This window comes from Peribacillus sp. FSL E2-0159, from assembly GCF_038643155.1.
GTDB lineage: Bacteria > Bacillota > Bacilli > Bacillales > DSM-1321 > Peribacillus > Peribacillus simplex.
The window spans coordinates 2,478,226-2,494,290 of the sequence record NZ_CP152053.1 but is presented as its reverse complement, the minus strand read 5'-3'; the positions used below and the strand labels follow the sequence as shown (position 1 = coordinate 2,494,290).

Below are 16,065 nucleotides of genomic sequence, written 5' to 3'. Positions count from 1 at the left end.
TTCTATTAATTATCAATCCATAGGTAGGAAATTCTAGGTTTTCCAAGTAATGTTCCTTCAAATCCTTTAACTTTTTGTGTCATTGCAGCAGTAACAGGTGTAAAAACAAGCGGAACCGTCATTGCTTCGTCTAAAATAGCCATTTCATTGATTTTTGCATATAAGTCTGCACGTTCTTTCAGGTCATTGGAAGCAGCAGCCTTAGAAATCAATTCTTCCTTCTCTGCACTTGTTTCTCCGCCTGCATTATAGAAACCGTTTCCACTTAGTAACAAATTAACCGTCTGCTGTGGATCTGGACGACCAGTCCATGAGGTTAAGTTTGCAGGGATTTGTTTTTCGTTAAAGTACAAAGTTACTCCCTTTGTTAGTTCCATTGTTTGAATATTGATTTCAAAACCACCTTCTTTTGCTTGAGCCCGAATTGCTTCACCAACCCTTTGATACTCAGGCACTGTTGGAACGAACATGTCAAAACTAACCTTATCCATTCCTACACTCTTTAACAATTCTTTTGATTTAGCTGGATCATAATCAATTTTCATATCAGGGTTGGCAGCCCAATAATCTTTAGGAAAAGCCTGGTACGCTGGTTCTCCATTCCCCAAATAGATAGCTTTAACAATTGCCTCCCGATCGATGGTATGAAGGAAAGCTTGTCTGACTTCTTTCTTATCAAATGGTGCCATTTTTGTGTTCAAATAGATATTATGGAAATAGACCCGCATATTTGTATCGAGAGTAATATTTTTATCCTTTTTCAAGACTTGAAGATTATTAGCAGATACATTCCAATAAAAATCTAATTGATTGGATTTAAAAGCATTTAAACGGGTGTTTTCATCCGGCATGATTTTTGCAGTTATGCTATCCAGGTATGGTAGACCTTCCTGCCAATAATTCTCATAGGCTTCGAACTTAATTTCCCCATTATGAATCCACTTCACAAACTTAAATGGACCTGCCCCAACAGGATTTTGCGAAAAATCTGCACCAAGCTTCTCGACAGCTGTAGGTGAAACCATCATTCCAGAGCGATCTGACAAAGCTAGAATTATCGAAGAGTCTGGCTGTTTGAGGCTTAATTTGACAGTATAGGTATCGACCACTTCTACCGTTTCAACATTAGCGATATCGGATACATTTGATTCCTCTGAATTCACACGTTCCAAGTTGAATTTTACCGCTTCTGCATTAAATGCCGTTCCATCATGGAAGGTTACGCCTTCTCTTAAATGGAGAATAATCGTTTTATTATCAGGTGTTTCCCATGATTCTGCGAGCCCAGGTTCTGGTTCTAAATCACTATTATAGTTCACGAGAGTATCATAGACAGGATATAAAAGCGCATGATCATTTCCTGAGTTCCCCAAAATAGGATCATAATTACCAATATCCGTATCATACCCAATTACGATGTCGCCGCCTTTTTTTGGTTCACCGTTACTTTGAGTTCCTTCAGAAGCTGGTTTGTTTGACGCCGTGTTATTCTGTGAGCATCCTGCAATAATCAATAAAATTGATAATGATAAAAGAATAGATAATCTACTAATCTTTTTCATAGAAAGCCCCCCTCTGATTTATATATTAGTAAACTGAAAAAATCGGCAGCAAGGAATGTTCTTGCATAAATAGTTTTTTATTCCAATACTAGGATAACGTCACCTTCATTAACAAAATCACCTTCATTTACCTTTAATTCCTTGACCGTTACTTTGGACTCCGTGGTAATCGGGATCTCCATTTTCATAGATTCAAGAATCGCAACTTCTTCGCCTGGTTCGATTTGATCACCTGGTTTAACTAAAATTTTATATACATTCCCCGCCATTGATGACAATAATTGACTCATTTTTCTTTCTCCCCTTTTCTTCAAATAAAATTAATAAATAGTTAAGCGCTTACATTTTAGTTATACTTACACCCCCTTTTACATTTTTACCGATTTGTCAATTTAATCAGAATTTTTAAAATATTTATATTTACAAGAATAATATAACACTGGTAAACTTACATCAATGTGTATATATCCCTTCTTTTCTATAATTCAATGTAAATTCTCACACTGAGGTGAAAGAAACTTGATTAACCGCTCAATGATACGAACCTTTTTGAGTCAAAAGTTGTCTTTGAAAGACTATCAGATATGGGCATTCAGCCCATTTGAACAAAAATGGAGTCTAGTAATCAAACAAACTGTTCAAAAAAATCCACTCCCAGATTCTTCAGTAGAAAATTCTACATTCTCCTTAGATCATCAAAATTATTATCTGCTTGATTTTCCAGAAAATCACAAAATAGCAATCTTGTTTAAAGATAGCAAGCCTCTTTTAACCAAAGAAGATACGGAGTTTTTAAATTCCCTGTTGTTTCCTGTATACTCCGAGCTTGCAACCAAAAGTAAGGAAGTTAAATTAAAAAAACTAATTGACGGCGTACAAAATATCACTTCTACACTTGATTTAGGTGAGTTACTTACTACAATGCTAGATAACGTTGCCTCTGTCATTCCAGGAGCAGATGTATCCGCTTTATGGTTGTACAGCCCTTCTATTGACCGCTTGGTCTGCAGGGCTTATAAAGGTTGGAATAAAGAAATAGAACAGGTTCAATATAAAAGCGGAGAATCTGTTTGCGGGAAAACATTTCAAGATGGACAAACGAGGTTTTATATATCTTCTCTACATGTAAAGGAATCTATGAAAGGAATATCGAAGAGAAACCTACAATTTCTAGAGTCTGCTTTTCCATATCCAAAAATTCATACGAGTGTGACAGTCCCTGTAAGTTTTCGAAATGAAATATTAGGCGTATTAAGTATTGATAGAGGAAAGCGTGTAGCACATATCACCAAATGGGATTTCCAAATACTAAAAGGATTATCTGCACAAATTGCCATTGCTATTGAAAATGCCAGATTATTTACTGAAATTAATCGAAAAAATCAAGTGCTGGTAAAGCAAAACGAAGTTCATAGTACTCTTACACTACTCTCCATCCAAAATAAAGGGATTCAAACGATAACACAGGAGTTAAACCTGATGCTTGGCCTGCCTGTCTTGTTTGTCGATTTTAATGAAAGTAAATTCTATAAGGACAGTAAAATGCAAACATCTATTTTAAGTATGGATGAAATAACGAAAATATGTGCCGAAAAGTATGATTCTATGTATGTTGACGTCATCGATACTGAATTAACATCTTTGTTCATTTATCCGATCCTTGTAAATCGGGTATGTGATGCCTGTATCATTGTCATTGTTCCTCGGAAATTAACCCAGATGGAAAATATCATAGTAGAAAGAGGAGCATCGGTATTAGCATTAGAACTTGCGAAGAGACAATTATTAACTGAATTCCATAATAAGAAAATCCATGACTTTTATTCAGATCTATTAAAAAATGAGAACTCCGACCAGCTTTATCAACAGGGGCTGGAGTATGGAGTTGATTTAAACAATGATCTTTTCACGATAAAAATCGAATTATCTAATCACAATGATCTTAGCGTCCTTCGAACCACCGTTCATCGTTTTGTTTCTCGAATGAATTACCACTTTCAGAAAGAAGTGAAAATTATTTTTGGAAACCACAACAAGGTATCAATCCTCTTTTCTGTAAAACACCCTTCTGAAAGGACCCGTGTGGTTAAAAAGATAAATTCACTTTTAAGCGAGTGGGAGCAATATGATGGACAAAAAATGTATGCCGGGATTGGAATGTCGTACAAAGGGATTGAATCAATCAAGAAGACGGATGCTGAGGCAGATAAATCATTAACGTACCTTGCTTCTCGTAAACGTACAGGTTCCATTGAGTTTTCTGATATAGGAATTAATCGCCTGTTCTTAAATCTTTCAAATGAAGAAGTTGGGGATTTTCTCCAAGAAATCTTCACCCCATTAGCAACCCAAGGGGGACGAAATAGTGAACTCGAACAAACGCTTCTTTCCTACATTAAATGTAATCGGAATGCTGCAAAAACGGCCGAGGACCTACATATTCATATCAACACGCTCTATCAAAGAATTAGAAAGATTGAAGATACCCTTGGAATCTCACTGGAAAAACCGGAAGACCTATTAAAAATGCAGCTAGCCTATCACCTTCGAGAAACATTTGAGTGATATATGTAATCGATTTTGAGAACAATATAGATGTATATGAATCTATGAAACTGGTAAATACATTTAATCGTTGTTATCCATATTTTTTATAGTTTCAATCAAATTTTGTGAATACATTCAATACACTCCTTTATACCCAAAGAACCCACACAATCTTTTTGTCAGGGTTCTTTGAATTCGTCAATTTACTCTTAATCGAAATAACTACCATCAATAAAGATTATTGAGTTGGTTTCCGTCTTTTTTGTAAGATTCCGGGTTTTTTGCGGGTTTTTTGTCCGATTTCCAACATTTTTGTCATTTGCCGACTTTTTTCTTACTCAACAATGTGTTTGAGAACCAAGCTTCATGGAAATGGCCTTGGCGGCTTTCGTTACTTTGTCAATCAATTCAGGCAAGCGATCTTCCTGAAATCTTGCTTCAATCCCAGCCACACTAATACCAGCTACTATTTGACCTTTACCATTGAGTATCGGTGCACTCACCGCTTTTGTATAATCCTCAAGTTCCGATGAAGTTATCGTGTAACCATTCATTCTCGCTTCATCCAAAGCATGACGGAGTTTAGTTTTTTCCGTTATCGTCCCAATGGCGATTGGTTTTAATTGCATCCTTCCCAAATAATTTTCACGCTCTTCTTCTGGCAAATACGCTAGGATGATTCGAGAATCGCCAGCGTATAATGGCGAACGCCTTCCAATAGATGTATAAAGACGGACAGGATGCAGGGTGTCCACCTTTTCAATATACATCGCTTCATCCTTATCCCTTACAATTAAATTCACTGCTTCTTCAACATCATCCCGAAGGTCTTTCATGATGGGATAGGCAATTGACCTGATATCCAAACGCTCCCCTACCAGTTGACCGAACTGCAGGAATATCAGTCCTAGTGAATAATGGCCATCATCGTCCTTTGTTAAAAACCCCATTTCTTCCAATGATCCCACCATACGGTGTAACGACGTTTTAGGCAAATTGGAAAGTTCCATCATTTCATTAAAGGTCAGTTTCGGATGATTTAAGAAAAGGGTTAGAATTTGCATGGATTTCACGACCGTTTTGTTATGTGCCTGCATACATTATCTCCTTTCATGAAACATTTTTTCCTTAACTATCATTCTATTATAAAACTTGAAAGAAAGGATGTAATATAACTGTTTCCATATGTTGTTTTTTCGAAAATGCTCTGATCCTGTATTCTCATTAGATTTTCCGACTTGACTTTCATTCTGATCGAATCTTTTAATTATCCTGTAAGCATTGAATCACCCTTAGATTTTTCTTTTTCCCCTGTATTGCAAATTGGAATTACCAATGGGTTATTGACTAATCAAGCACATAGTAAGAGCCTGAATTGGGAAATGCTGAAGCGTTAGCGAATTAAGTTGCTTGAGAATTACAAAAATCCATTCGCCATAGGCATTTTCAAAATTACTTTTGTACCTTTCCCTTCACCAGAATGAAGGATAAGGTTTCCACCGGAAGCTCTGGCTCTTTCCTCCATACTGAATAAGCCTACTCCACGATTAACTTTTTCTATATCAAAACCCTTTCCTTTATCTTCTATTTCCACTCGAACTTCTTTCTCTATTTCCCAGATCTTCACTGTAGCTTCTTCGGTTTGAGCATATTTCCGAATATTTGTTAATGCTTCTTGGATAATACGGTAAATAGTAATTTCTTTGTTTGTATTTAGACGGCAATTCAAATAGCAGTCAAAATGGACCTTGATATGGTGATGTTCTAAAAATTGCAGCAATAAAGAGCGAATGGCAGGGAACAGACCAAGATCATCAAGTACCGATGGCCTTAATTCCCATGATAGTTGCCGAAGTGCTTCGATAATTTCGGTCGCTTCATCCTGCATCTGATCTAACAGGGGATGATCCATTTCTGTTTGCAGCCTGTTAATCGTTATAAGGTGGCTGTATAAGTTTTGTCCGATATCATCATGAAGCTCTCGGGAAATACGTTTTCTTTCTTCTTCCTGCACATCAATGATTTTCCCCGTCATTTTCTGAATCTTTTCTTCCGCAAGCTTGCGCTGGGTCACTTCATAACGAATCGCTAAATACTGGTAAGGTTTATTGTACTCATCAAGAAAAGGGACTATTGTCGTATCCACCCAATAATAAGTACTATCCTTGGCCTTATTTTTAATCTCGCCTTTCCATACTTCCCCTGCTGAAATTGTTTTCCAAAGACTGCTGAAAAACTCTCTTGAATGAAATCCCGAGTTAATAATTCGATGATCCTGTCCAATCAGCTCTTTTTTTGAAAACTTTGAAATCCGGCAAAATTGATCATTGACATATTTGATGGTCCCTCTATGATTGGTTATTGCTACAATTGAGGAAGCATCCAAAGCAAATTGAAAATCGGTCATTTTATTAACGGATTTTCCTAATTCCTCTACAACTCGTTTATATTCGGTAATTTCCTTCCTAATTGCCAGGTATTTATAGGGGTTCCCTCTTTCATTTAAGAATGGGACAATTGTGGTATCCACCCAATAATAGGTTCCATCCTTCGCTTTATTCTTAATTTCACCCCGCCATACGCTTCCTGATGAAATTGTTCGCCAAAGTTCTTGCATAAATCCCTTTGAATGATACCTTGAATTGATAATTCGGTGATCCTTCCCAATAAGCTCTGCTGCTGAATATTTGGATACCTCACAAAATTTCTTATTAACGGATGTTATCTTGCCTTTTTCATCTGTAAAAGCGACAATCGTAGATTCATCTAGTGCGTACATTAAATCAACAAGCTCATTTATGGGATAGGATTGCTGTTGATTAAGCCGTGATTGGTCTTTCACTTTATGGAACACGACCAAGTAATAGACCTCTTTTTCAAGCGAAAAGGCATTCACCCTGAAAAAAAGTGAAAAAGCATGACCATCTCTGTGGATTCCGAGCTGGTGGATAATTTCCCCTTCACCACTGGCCTGAAGATTTACACCAGGCATAAGATTTAAAAGCTTTTCTCCTATTAATTCATGATTTAAATAACCAAAATTTTCACATACCTGTTGATTCGCAAAAGAGATAACACCAGATTCATTGACGAGAATTGTCGCATCATTGGATTCAGAAGAATTCTCTTTTTCCATTTTCAAATGATTATTACAGTCCATACATAGTCCTCCTGTTGCCCTTAAATTGAGTTATTTAATTCCTTTTCCAATTTTTTCGCTGCATCAAGGATCGTATGTTGTTCACTTTCAGAAATAGGCTGATTTGTTCTATTACCTACTAATAATACTCCTTTGAGAACACCTTTTAATTGAATTGGAACTGCGAAAGCGTAGCTGAGATTTTCCGCGAGCATGATAGGATATTCTAATGCTTTGCCGAGGATATCATTAGGAAAACCTTCAATCATCATCGGCCTGCCTGTTGATATGACCTTACCTGCTATCCCTTTTCCATATCGAACAGTTATTCTTTTGTATTTATCATTTCTGTTCCCAGCGGCATAATGCCAGCTTACGTCTGGTCCGTTGCTGTTTTGTAAAGCAAGCCCAACAAAATCACAGCTCAATTCTTCTAGTACTTGTTCACACGCTTGTTTATATGGTTGATCTTTTCTCGATTTATTGCAACCGTTAAATTCCATACCCTAATAACCCCTTTTTTAAAGCAAATGCAACAAGTTCAGGTCTTGTTTTCATCTGAAGCTTCTCCATCAGGTTTCCTTTATGGGTTTCAACCGTTTTCACGCTTATGACAAGCTGTCCGGCAATTTCTTTATTGGAAAATCCCTTCGCAATCAATGTCAGTACCTCTTTTTCACGGTCCGAAAGCAGATTAAAAGTATCAGGGACCCCCTGCTTTACACTGTCTATGTATACTTCCATTAACCTTTTTGTTGCAGATGGATGAAGGTAAGCATTTCCGGTCGATACAGATCGAATTGCTACCAATAACTCTTCATGCGGGGCACTTTTTAAAATACAGCCTGAAGCCCCCGCTTGAATAGCTCTGAACAAATATTCTTCATCATCATGCATAGTAAGTATTAATATGGCTACTTCTGGCATTAGTTTTTTCAGTTCTGAAGTTGCTGATAAGCCATCTTTCCCATGAGGCATGCTTAAATCCATGACTACCACATTAGGCTGAAGTTCTAGTGCTTGCTGTATTCCTTCGTTCCCTTCGGAAGCTTCCCCTATCACTTCCATATCAGCATGATTATTTAATAGCATCTTTAAGCCCATTCTTACAACGGCGTGATCATCGCAAAGCAAAATTTTTATCAAAGCTGCTCCCCCTTAGCTTTGTTTGTATATGTATTGTTATAAATGAATATGAAACAACAACGGGGATTGCTAAATTAGCAAACCCCTTGTTTAGTCCATTTTAATATAATGGAAGTGAAATCTCTATAGAAGTACCATCATCTATTTTTGAAAATATGATACATTTTCCGCCAATCAAATGCATTCTTTCACTCATGGCAGCAAGTCCGCTCGACTTATTCAAAGCGGTTTCCACATCAAACCCTTTTCCTGAATCTTTAATCATAATCATTAACTTGTTTTTTTTCCATTTGAATATTATACTTGCCTTCATCGTATCAGCATACCTTGCTATATTCACCAATGCTTCTTGGCAGACTCTGAAAAGTGTAATGCTATCTCTATCTGAGATTTGCGATTCAACACCTAGATTCTCTACCTCAACTTCAATGCCATATGTTGAAGTGTATAAATTTAGATAACTTTTCATAGCTGAAACCAGCCCCAAAGTTGTAAGGCTAGGAGGATGCAATTCTACAGCCAATAGCCTGATTTCTTGAATTGTCTTTTCCAATAGCTGGTTCATATCACCTGCATAGCTTTTCATGGCAGGCTGTTCGATTGCCTTTTCAATGAGCTGCATACCTGTAAAAAGACTGTAGAGGGACTGTCCCACGCCTTCATGAAGCTCCATTGCAATTCGTTTAATCTCTTCTTCATGAGTTTGAATAATATAAGAACTAATGTTTTTTTTGAGTGGCTGAGTATTCATTCCCACCCTCCTTTCTCGTTTGTCGCAAATTATCGGGCAGGCCGACTAAATACGCAACGGTCCTCTCAAAAGTTACGCTTTAAGTTGAGCGATGTAAAAGCTGACGAAGATTTCTTATCCAGCGGGAAAGTTTGCACTAGTACTTCTTGTACGTTGAAACTCCGCTTCAAGACTGGGAATTCAATGATTTACTTCACATAGTTTTATGCTTTATTCACTTTATGACTTGAAATGTCACTAAACATTCCGGCATATTGGACAACATCCCCAGCATCATTCTTTATTGCACTAATTGTCAGCCATTGTAGATATTGTTGTCCATCCTTTCGGCTATTCAAGATTTCACCTTGCCAGAAACCATTTTTTTCAATAGATTTCCACATGTCCTTATAAAAAGTTTGTGACTGTTTACCTGACTTAAGTATACTAGGATACTTTCCAATTACTTCATTTTCCTGATAGCCCGTAATATTTGTAAACGCAGGGTTTACTGAAATGATTTTACCACTGGTATCGGTGATTAAAATGCCTTCTATTGTATTGTCAATCACCTCTTTGGCAAGCGCCATTCTACCTTGGTAATACATCCAGACTACTAATATCAAGCTTGCAAGTGCAACTTCTGACAATGCCATGAACCCTATTGCATAATGGCCTGTGATATTGAATAACAAGGATAAAATTAACGGCGGGAAAAATCCTCCCAAACCTCCCATTGCGGACACAATTCCATTCACAATACCAGACTGCTTTTGGAAATACATGGGCACAAGCTTGAAAATAACACCATTTCCTATTCCAGCACAGAGAGCGATACTTAAACAGCCAAATGTGTACCAACCAATTGATGGAGCAAAGGATAGGATCATTGATGAAATCGTATATACTCCAAAAACAAACATGAGCAGAATAAGAGAATGGAAGCGGTCGGCAAGCCACCCGCCAATAGGTCTCATAAGAGTAGCAAGAACAATGAAGCCTGCTGTCCTTACACCTGCATCAACTTTATCTAATCCAAAGTTCGCTACAAGAAAGTTTGGCAGATAAATAGTAAATGCAACAAAAGAACCGAATGTTATAAAGTAAAATAAGCTTAGGAGCCATAGTTTTTCATTTTTGTAGACGCCCTTAATTTGTTCTAAAAGCGGTGTCTTTACTCTCAGTTCCTTTTTATCGCCTAATAGGAAGTTACCCGCGATAAAGATTGCCAAAATCAAAAGATAAAGCTGTACGGTTGTTGACCAGCCAACCTTCGTAGCTACAACAGGTGCTGCAAATGCTGATATAGCCGTTCCGAGGTTTCCTGCACCGTAAATTCCGTTTATAAAGCCATGGCGTTCCTTAGGATAATACTTCGGTAAAGAGGTTACTCCAACAGAGAATACGGCCCCCCCAATACCAAGGAAAAGCCCTCCAATCAACAAATCAGCAAGAGAATCCGCAATACTGATATAATAGACAGGGAATAACAGGGAAATAAAGCTAATCAGGAAAATCTTCCTAGCCCCGAACTGATTGGCGTAAAAGCCTAGGGGAATGCGAAGAATAGATCCTAAAATAACCGGAACAGCTGTTACGAGCGCAAGCTGACCATCCGGTATTGCGATATCTTCTTTAATAAAAGGCAGCAGGGACGAAATTAATACCCACACCATAAATCCTACAACGAGGTTTAAGGTCTGTAATGGAAGCTGAATTTTTCTAAACATCCTGACCACTCTCTCTTCTAATTACATATTGTAAACTCGCATTTTTGTCAAAAGCAGACCACTCATTTTCATTTTTAGTCACATTGGATATCAACGGGACAGCGAAAAAATTAATGTCGTCAAAGTAAATACGCAGATGTGTTATATCAGGACAAAGCTCCACCTTAACAATGGTTTTAGAAACGAAAGGAGCTTTATCCTGGCCATCATTATCTAAGATAGCTACACTTGTTTTTTCCGATATTAATGGTTGTATATCTTCTATTTTAATGTGTTCCACAGGTATTGCATCCTCTCTTTGCCATGTAAACATTCATTTGATAACCCTGCAAATATTTCCAGAATGTATCTTCTGCATGATTCTCGATAAATTCAATAGTTTCCTCTTCAGACTCCCATTTGCTCATTCCCTTTACTTCGGCAACTACAATATCGACTCCATCTATTGACTTTTCATCTAAATACCAGTTAAGAAGAACACCTTTAAAAAGGTTTGAAAGTAGCTTATCGATTTCAGCAGCAAAATTTCCAGATGCTTTTTTTACAAAACAAAAATCAAGGTATGTTTCACTGTTCATTTGATTCACGCCTTTTCGTATTTAGTTTTTTTATACGTAAATAACGCTAAGGGAAACACAACAATGTTCAATCCACCAAATATTAGAACATTTATATAATTTTCATAATAAAATTGGTGAACCATGAATTGGGTGAATACAATATTCATCATCAAGAAGGCACAAAGCAACGCGACACCGATAAACTTAAACTTCATAACGCTTCACCCTTACTGCGTATACCGCCCCATTTTCCACTTTCACCTGAATCTCAGGCAGCGGCCTTCTTGGCGGCCCTGCAGTCGGAACACCTGTTTCAACATCAAATTTCCCATGATGGCAAGGGCAGATCATCTCGCCCTCTTCCTTCACCCAGAAAACTGGGCAGCGAAGATGTGTGCATGCATTTTGGTATGCTACGTATTTCTTTTCTGACAATCTGATCAAAATGGCATCATCATGATCACCTGGAAATTTAAAATTCTTTGCGTCACCAATTGCAAGTTTGCTTACATCTGTGATTTTTTTGTGAGGATACTCCTTCTCCCCAAGCCCCATCAATTCTTTAGCCGCGACCGCCCCCCAAGGGAGGGAGGAAATGGCGAATACGCCAGCAGCACCCACCAATGTTTTCATGAACCCACGTCTGTCAAGCTTTCTTTCATTATTCCGTTCAATATTATGAGTGTAATTATCTTCATTAAAGGGAATTTTATTATTTTTATCTGACGGCATCCTAATCCCTCCTAATATAGCTTGGTTATCCCCTGTAAAATACCTGGGAGATTTACCTTAACGTTCGTTTCACTTTCAAGATAAGGAAGGCTAGTCACCCATTTTCCATTATCTAGATTAAATTGTTTTCTCTTATTTTCAATTTCTTCATCTGTCAACCATTGAAGTGTATTGGATGGGCAAACACTTGCACACATTGGCGGGATACTGTCTTTTGTCCGGTCGATACATAAATCGCATTTGTACATTAAGTTTTGTTCAGTGTCAAATTTCGGTATTCCATATGGGCAAGCAATCGTACAATTTTGGCAGCCGATACATTTTTCAACGAGTGCTGATAACACGGCCCCTGTCTCATGGATTTGGATTGCCTGGGCCGGACAACTCCTTGCACAGGCAGGATTTACGCAATGAAGGCACATAAGAGGCATCGTTTGCCGATTGACCAGAGGGTTTACATCATATACATAGTTTCTGTTCCGCTCTTCATGCCCTCCGCATTGTGTACATGCCGCTAGACATGACCTGCATCCTATGCAGTTTTCAAGTTCTAAGTAGAGCCTCTTTTTCATTTATTGCACCTTCTTTATTTCGACTTTTTCCATTTGGGCTGCACAGACCTTAAATTCCGGCATACGGGACATTGGATCAAGCGCTGCAATGGTTAATAGATTGATAGATTGCTCGTGCCCAAAGTGGTATGGAACAAATACAGTGTCTTCACGAATTGCTTCTGTAATTTTCACTTTATAGATTGCCTCACCTCTTCGGGTATACAGGCGGACCTTATCCTCATGGTCCATATTGTATTTTTTTGCTGTATCCGGATGTACTTCCACGTAAGGTTCCGGACACATATCACGAAGGAACTGAATTCTTCTCGTCTGGTTCCCTGATAGATAGTGGTAAACGACACGTCCAGTTGTTAAACGAAGCGGATATTTTTCATCTGGCTCCTCAGCAGGGGGACGGTAAGGAAGTGCACAAATTTTGGCTTTACCGTCTGCGTGATAGAATTTTTTATCCAAGAACATATGCGGCGTTCCCTTGTCATTTGCATCCTTACAAGGCCAAAATACCCCGTCCTGTTTGTCAATCTTATCCCATGTGGCGCCGTAATAATCGGCATTTCCACCTTTACTTGCCAGTCTGAATTCATCTGCCACATCTTTTGCAGTTTTCAAGTGGGAAAAATATCTTCCTCTCCCAAGACGTTCTGCAAGCTCTACTTGTATTTGCCAATCGGGCTTAGATTTTCCGATTGGTTCTTGTGCCTTATTTATCTTAATAATTCGCCCTTCAAGGTTTGTAACTGTTCCTTCATCTTCTGACCACGTTACGGACGGCAGGATCACATCCGCAAACTCTGCTGATTCAGAAAGATAGAAATCCGAACACAGCATAAAATCCAAGTTTTTCATCGCCCTTCTGACAAAATTCAGGTTAGGCGCAGATACTGCAGGATTAGAACATAGCAGATATAATCCGCGAATCGTTTTTTGCTCCATCAGTTCAAACATTTCATAAGCAGAAACACCAGGCTTAGGCATTTCTTCCGGAGTGATATTCCATACGTTACAAACTTCTTCCACATGTTCAGGATTCGTAATTTTCCGGTATCCTGGCAATAAATCCGCTTTCTGGCCATGCTCGCGTCCACCCTGTCCGTTTCCTTGACCAGTGAAAGTTGCTACACCAGACTTCGGACGGCCAATCTTACCTGTTACAAGCGCCATGTTTGTATATCCAGATACATTGTCAACGCCCTTATGCTGCTGTTCAATTCCACGGGCAAACATGACAACTGCATTCGGTGATCTTCCATAAATCTCTGCTGCGCGAATGATCTTTTCCGGTGCAACACCTGTAAGCTCACTCGTATATTCCGGCGTAAAATCTTTTACAAGCTCTTTTGTTTCTTCAAATCCATTTGTATGATTATTAATAAATTCTTCATCAGCATAACCATTTTGAATTAATTCATTTAAGATTCCATTAGCAAGGGCAAGGTCCGTTCCCGGTTTCAAGTCAAGATGAACATCCGCTCTTCTCGCAACAGGCGTTTCGCGGGGATCCGCCACGATAATGTAACCGCCTCTTTCTTGAACGTTCCAGACTCTGAACATAGAAGTTGGATGGCATTCTGCTGTGTTGCTTCCTGCAAGAAATAAGCAATCAGTTTCATGAATATCTGTCCAGGGTAATGTTGAACCTCTATCTACGCCGAAAGAACGAAGGAATCCCCCGGCCGCACTAGACATGCAGAATCGGCCATTATAGTCAATGTAGCGCGTGCCAAGAGCCACACGTGCAAATTTCCCTGTTAAATAACATTTTTCATTCGTCATTGATACGCCGCTGAAAACGGATAATGAATCTTTTCCATATTTTTTTTGAAGCTCACCGAATTTTTTCGCGATTAAATCATATGCTTCATCCCAGCTGGCTTCTCGGAAGCCTTCCTTTGTTCCCTTTAATGATGCATCATCACGAATAAGCGGTGTTAAAATGCGATCATCATGGTTCGTCTGCTGGTAAGCTGTAACCCCTTTTGGACACATTTTCCCAACAGTTACGGGCCAGTCATAACGTGGTTCAACCCCAATGATTTTATTTGTCGCTCTATTTACCCTTAAATTCATTCCGCACTGCATTCCACAATATGCACAATGCGTTTTAACCAATGTTTCATTAGGGTGTAACACATTCTCTACATCTTTAAAAAACTTATCCCTTTGCATTCTGGTTAGCCTCCTTAACTTTTACCTCGTGGATAGGAAATCCGGAAAATTGGGCAATCCGGTATTTTCTTCGGCAAGGTAGGCACATTTCGGCGAGATGGTGGCCATCCTTCGTTTGAAATTCTATTTCATTCTTACCGAGAACCTCTATGACATCTTTTGATTGTTCTATTGAAACAAACTCATTACCGCAAACTTTGCATTCTTTCATGGATTGTTCCGCATAATGCTCTCTGTAGTTTCTGGCAAATACACTCAGTGGGCGGAAAGGTATGTGAGCAAGTTTTCCGAATGGAAGATAAATCAATGTAATAATGACTGACCACTGGTGAATCAGTGACATAGCTGGCTGTCCTGCACCGTGCAAAAAGATGTTCATAAACGTAAGTGCCAATCCTGTAATGCTGACTAATAACAGCATATATAAAGGAAGAAAGTCATACATGAATTTTTGTTCTGCTCTTGCCTGCATATTTTTCAAGCGGCGGTATAGAGCCATGCATACTCCAGTAATAACCATCACAGCTGTAATGTTCAGAGAGTTATATGATAAGTTCGCAATGATCCCCTCAGCTGGTACTGTTATTACCCGGATCCCCATTGCGATGATGTTGTAGTAGCCATTGTCGTCCATGGTAAAGTACATCCATCCAAATACTAGAGGGAATGTCACGAAGCAGGAAAGGATACATCCCCATCCGATTAGAACGTGCTGAGTCCATCGGTAAATTCCCCTATTCCAGATAAAATTGTATGTTGCTAAATGTTCAACTGATGTTTTAGGCGTTGATTTTCTAAATATAAGTTTGATGCCTTTTTTTATAAAAACCTTTGTTGGCGGCCTTTCTCCCCATGCGATAAACCTGTAAAAGAACCCCCCAATAAAAATAATCGTCCCCACCATATAGCCATAAAGGTTTAAATCTACGTGTGTAAACATTCTCGTACCAATAAACGATAAGAATACAAGTCCGCAAACTGCTAGAAACATAGACTTAGCAAAATGTGATGCAAAAGCATTATCAATTGATTTGCCTGTTTTTTGATTTACAGCGACTTTTGCCTGCATTATTATTCCTCCCTCCTTATTACAAACAATTACCATACTCTAATTGTAAGATCTTGCCCGATTGTTCCATATCGGGGAACTTCCCTATCCTAAGGGGAGAATTCCCCTA

16 protein-coding genes are annotated in these 16,065 nt (G+C 38.6%); 1 reads left to right on the top strand and 15 read right to left on the bottom strand.

What is annotated here, in order from left to right; genetic code table 11:
• Nucleotides 1–5: 5 nt before the first annotated feature.
• The gene (locus NYE63_RS12280; RefSeq protein WP_342605344.1) at nucleotides 6–1,562 is read right to left on the bottom strand and encodes an ABC transporter substrate-binding protein; all 1,557 of its coding nucleotides are present in this window, start codon (nucleotides 1,560–1,562) and stop codon (nucleotides 6–8) included.
• 77 nt (nucleotides 1,563–1,639) lie between these two features.
• Nucleotides 1,640–1,852 carry an acetyl-CoA carboxylase biotin carboxyl carrier protein subunit gene (locus NYE63_RS12275; RefSeq protein WP_342605343.1) on the bottom strand — a complete coding sequence of 71 codons (213 nt, stop codon included), beginning with the start codon at nucleotides 1,850–1,852 and terminating at the stop codon, nucleotides 1,640–1,642.
• A 229-nt stretch (nucleotides 1,853–2,081) separates the two neighbouring features.
• Here NYE63_RS12275 and NYE63_RS12270 point away from each other — a divergent pair, with 229 nt between their 5' ends.
• On the top strand, nucleotides 2,082–4,127 hold the full coding sequence (locus NYE63_RS12270; protein ID WP_342605342.1) for a helix-turn-helix domain-containing protein: 2,046 nt from the start codon (nucleotides 2,082–2,084) through the stop codon (nucleotides 4,125–4,127).
• Nucleotides 4,128–4,447: 320 nt separating this feature from the next.
• Here the strand turns inward: NYE63_RS12270 and NYE63_RS12265 are convergent, their stop codons facing one another.
• The 13 genes from NYE63_RS12265 to NYE63_RS12205 form a co-directional block, all read right to left on the bottom strand.
• Nucleotides 4,448–5,206: an IclR family transcriptional regulator gene (locus NYE63_RS12265; protein ID WP_342605341.1), complete on the bottom strand. Its 759-nt coding sequence runs from the start codon at nucleotides 5,204–5,206 to the stop codon at nucleotides 4,448–4,450.
• A 320-nt stretch (nucleotides 5,207–5,526) separates the two neighbouring features.
• Nucleotides 5,527–7,269, bottom strand: a complete 1,743-nt coding sequence (locus NYE63_RS12260) for a PAS domain-containing protein (protein ID WP_342605340.1) — start codon at nucleotides 7,267–7,269, stop codon at nucleotides 5,527–5,529.
• Between the two features lie 20 nt (nucleotides 7,270–7,289).
• On the bottom strand, nucleotides 7,290–7,751 hold the full coding sequence (locus NYE63_RS12255) for a GAF domain-containing protein (RefSeq protein WP_342605339.1): 462 nt from the start codon (nucleotides 7,749–7,751) through the stop codon (nucleotides 7,290–7,292).
• The gene (locus NYE63_RS12250; RefSeq protein WP_342605338.1) at nucleotides 7,741–8,394 is read right to left on the bottom strand and encodes a response regulator transcription factor; all 654 of its coding nucleotides are present in this window, start codon (nucleotides 8,392–8,394) and stop codon (nucleotides 7,741–7,743) included. The genes NYE63_RS12255 and NYE63_RS12250 overlap by 11 nt, the downstream gene beginning before the upstream one ends.
• Before the next feature lie 100 nt (nucleotides 8,395–8,494).
• Nucleotides 8,495–9,145 carry a histidine kinase gene (locus tag NYE63_RS12245; protein ID WP_342605337.1) on the bottom strand — a complete coding sequence of 217 codons (651 nt, stop codon included), beginning with the start codon at nucleotides 9,143–9,145 and terminating at the stop codon, nucleotides 8,495–8,497.
• 203 nt (nucleotides 9,146–9,348) lie between these two features.
• Nucleotides 9,349–10,854: an MFS transporter gene (locus tag NYE63_RS12240; RefSeq protein ID WP_342605336.1), complete on the bottom strand. Its 1,506-nt coding sequence runs from the start codon at nucleotides 10,852–10,854 to the stop codon at nucleotides 9,349–9,351.
• Nucleotides 10,847–11,134, bottom strand: a complete 288-nt coding sequence (locus NYE63_RS12235) for a hypothetical protein (RefSeq protein ID WP_342605335.1) — start codon at nucleotides 11,132–11,134, stop codon at nucleotides 10,847–10,849. Before NYE63_RS12235 ends, NYE63_RS12240 begins: the two co-directional genes overlap by 8 nt.
• Nucleotides 11,121–11,432 (bottom strand): hypothetical protein, encoded by a 312-nt coding sequence (locus NYE63_RS12230; RefSeq protein ID WP_342605334.1) that lies wholly within the window; start codon nucleotides 11,430–11,432, stop codon nucleotides 11,121–11,123. Before NYE63_RS12230 ends, NYE63_RS12235 begins: the two co-directional genes overlap by 14 nt.
• A gap of 5 nt (nucleotides 11,433–11,437) precedes the next feature.
• A complete protein-coding gene (locus tag NYE63_RS12225; protein WP_289335571.1) occupies nucleotides 11,438–11,629 on the bottom strand; it encodes a hypothetical protein in 192 nt (63 codons plus the stop codon).
• On the bottom strand, nucleotides 11,619–12,146 hold the full coding sequence (locus NYE63_RS12220) for a Rieske (2Fe-2S) protein (protein ID WP_098371811.1): 528 nt from the start codon (nucleotides 12,144–12,146) through the stop codon (nucleotides 11,619–11,621). Before NYE63_RS12220 ends, NYE63_RS12225 begins: the two co-directional genes overlap by 11 nt.
• A gap of 11 nt (nucleotides 12,147–12,157) precedes the next feature.
• Nucleotides 12,158–12,718: a 4Fe-4S dicluster domain-containing protein gene (locus NYE63_RS12215; protein ID WP_061462858.1), complete on the bottom strand. Its 561-nt coding sequence runs from the start codon at nucleotides 12,716–12,718 to the stop codon at nucleotides 12,158–12,160.
• Nucleotides 12,719–14,887: a molybdopterin oxidoreductase family protein gene (locus NYE63_RS12210; protein ID WP_342605333.1), complete on the bottom strand. Its 2,169-nt coding sequence runs from the start codon at nucleotides 14,885–14,887 to the stop codon at nucleotides 12,719–12,721. It abuts the gene before it with no gap.
• Nucleotides 14,874–15,956 (bottom strand): hypothetical protein, encoded by a 1,083-nt coding sequence (locus tag NYE63_RS12205; protein WP_342605332.1) that lies wholly within the window; start codon nucleotides 15,954–15,956, stop codon nucleotides 14,874–14,876. The genes NYE63_RS12210 and NYE63_RS12205 overlap by 14 nt, the downstream gene beginning before the upstream one ends.
• Nucleotides 15,957–16,065 lie beyond the last annotated feature (109 nt).

What these genes read in the sequence shown, in the direction of transcription:
- NYE63_RS12205 (WP_342605332.1), bottom strand. Translation starts at nt 15,956, where the DNA reads ATGCAGGCAAAAGTCGCTGTAAATCAAAAAACAGGCAAATCAATTGAT.
- NYE63_RS12240 (WP_342605336.1), bottom strand. Translation starts at nt 10,854, where the DNA reads ATGTTTAGAAAAATTCAGCTTCCATTACAGACCTTAAACCTCGTTGTA.
- NYE63_RS12280 (WP_342605344.1), bottom strand. Translation starts at nt 1,562, where the DNA reads ATGAAAAAGATTAGTAGATTATCTATTCTTTTATCATTATCAATTTTA.
- NYE63_RS12225 (WP_289335571.1), bottom strand. Translation starts at nt 11,629, where the DNA reads ATGAAGTTTAAGTTTATCGGTGTCGCGTTGCTTTGTGCCTTCTTGATG.
- NYE63_RS12255 (WP_342605339.1), bottom strand. Translation starts at nt 7,751, where the DNA reads ATGGAATTTAACGGTTGCAATAAATCGAGAAAAGATCAACCATATAAA.
- NYE63_RS12260 (WP_342605340.1), bottom strand. Translation starts at nt 7,269, where the DNA reads ATGGACTGTAATAATCATTTGAAAATGGAAAAAGAGAATTCTTCTGAA.
- NYE63_RS12265 (WP_342605341.1), bottom strand. Translation starts at nt 5,206, where the DNA reads ATGCAGGCACATAACAAAACGGTCGTGAAATCCATGCAAATTCTAACC.
- NYE63_RS12215 (WP_061462858.1), bottom strand. Translation starts at nt 12,718, where the DNA reads ATGAAAAAGAGGCTCTACTTAGAACTTGAAAACTGCATAGGATGCAGG.
- NYE63_RS12210 (WP_342605333.1), bottom strand. Translation starts at nt 14,887, where the DNA reads ATGCAAAGGGATAAGTTTTTTAAAGATGTAGAGAATGTGTTACACCCT.
- NYE63_RS12275 (WP_342605343.1), bottom strand. Translation starts at nt 1,852, where the DNA reads ATGAGTCAATTATTGTCATCAATGGCGGGGAATGTATATAAAATTTTA.
- NYE63_RS12230 (WP_342605334.1), bottom strand. Translation starts at nt 11,432, where the DNA reads ATGAACAGTGAAACATACCTTGATTTTTGTTTTGTAAAAAAAGCATCT.
- NYE63_RS12220 (WP_098371811.1), bottom strand. Translation starts at nt 12,146, where the DNA reads ATGCCGTCAGATAAAAATAATAAAATTCCCTTTAATGAAGATAATTAC.
- NYE63_RS12245 (WP_342605337.1), bottom strand. Translation starts at nt 9,145, where the DNA reads ATGAATACTCAGCCACTCAAAAAAAACATTAGTTCTTATATTATTCAA.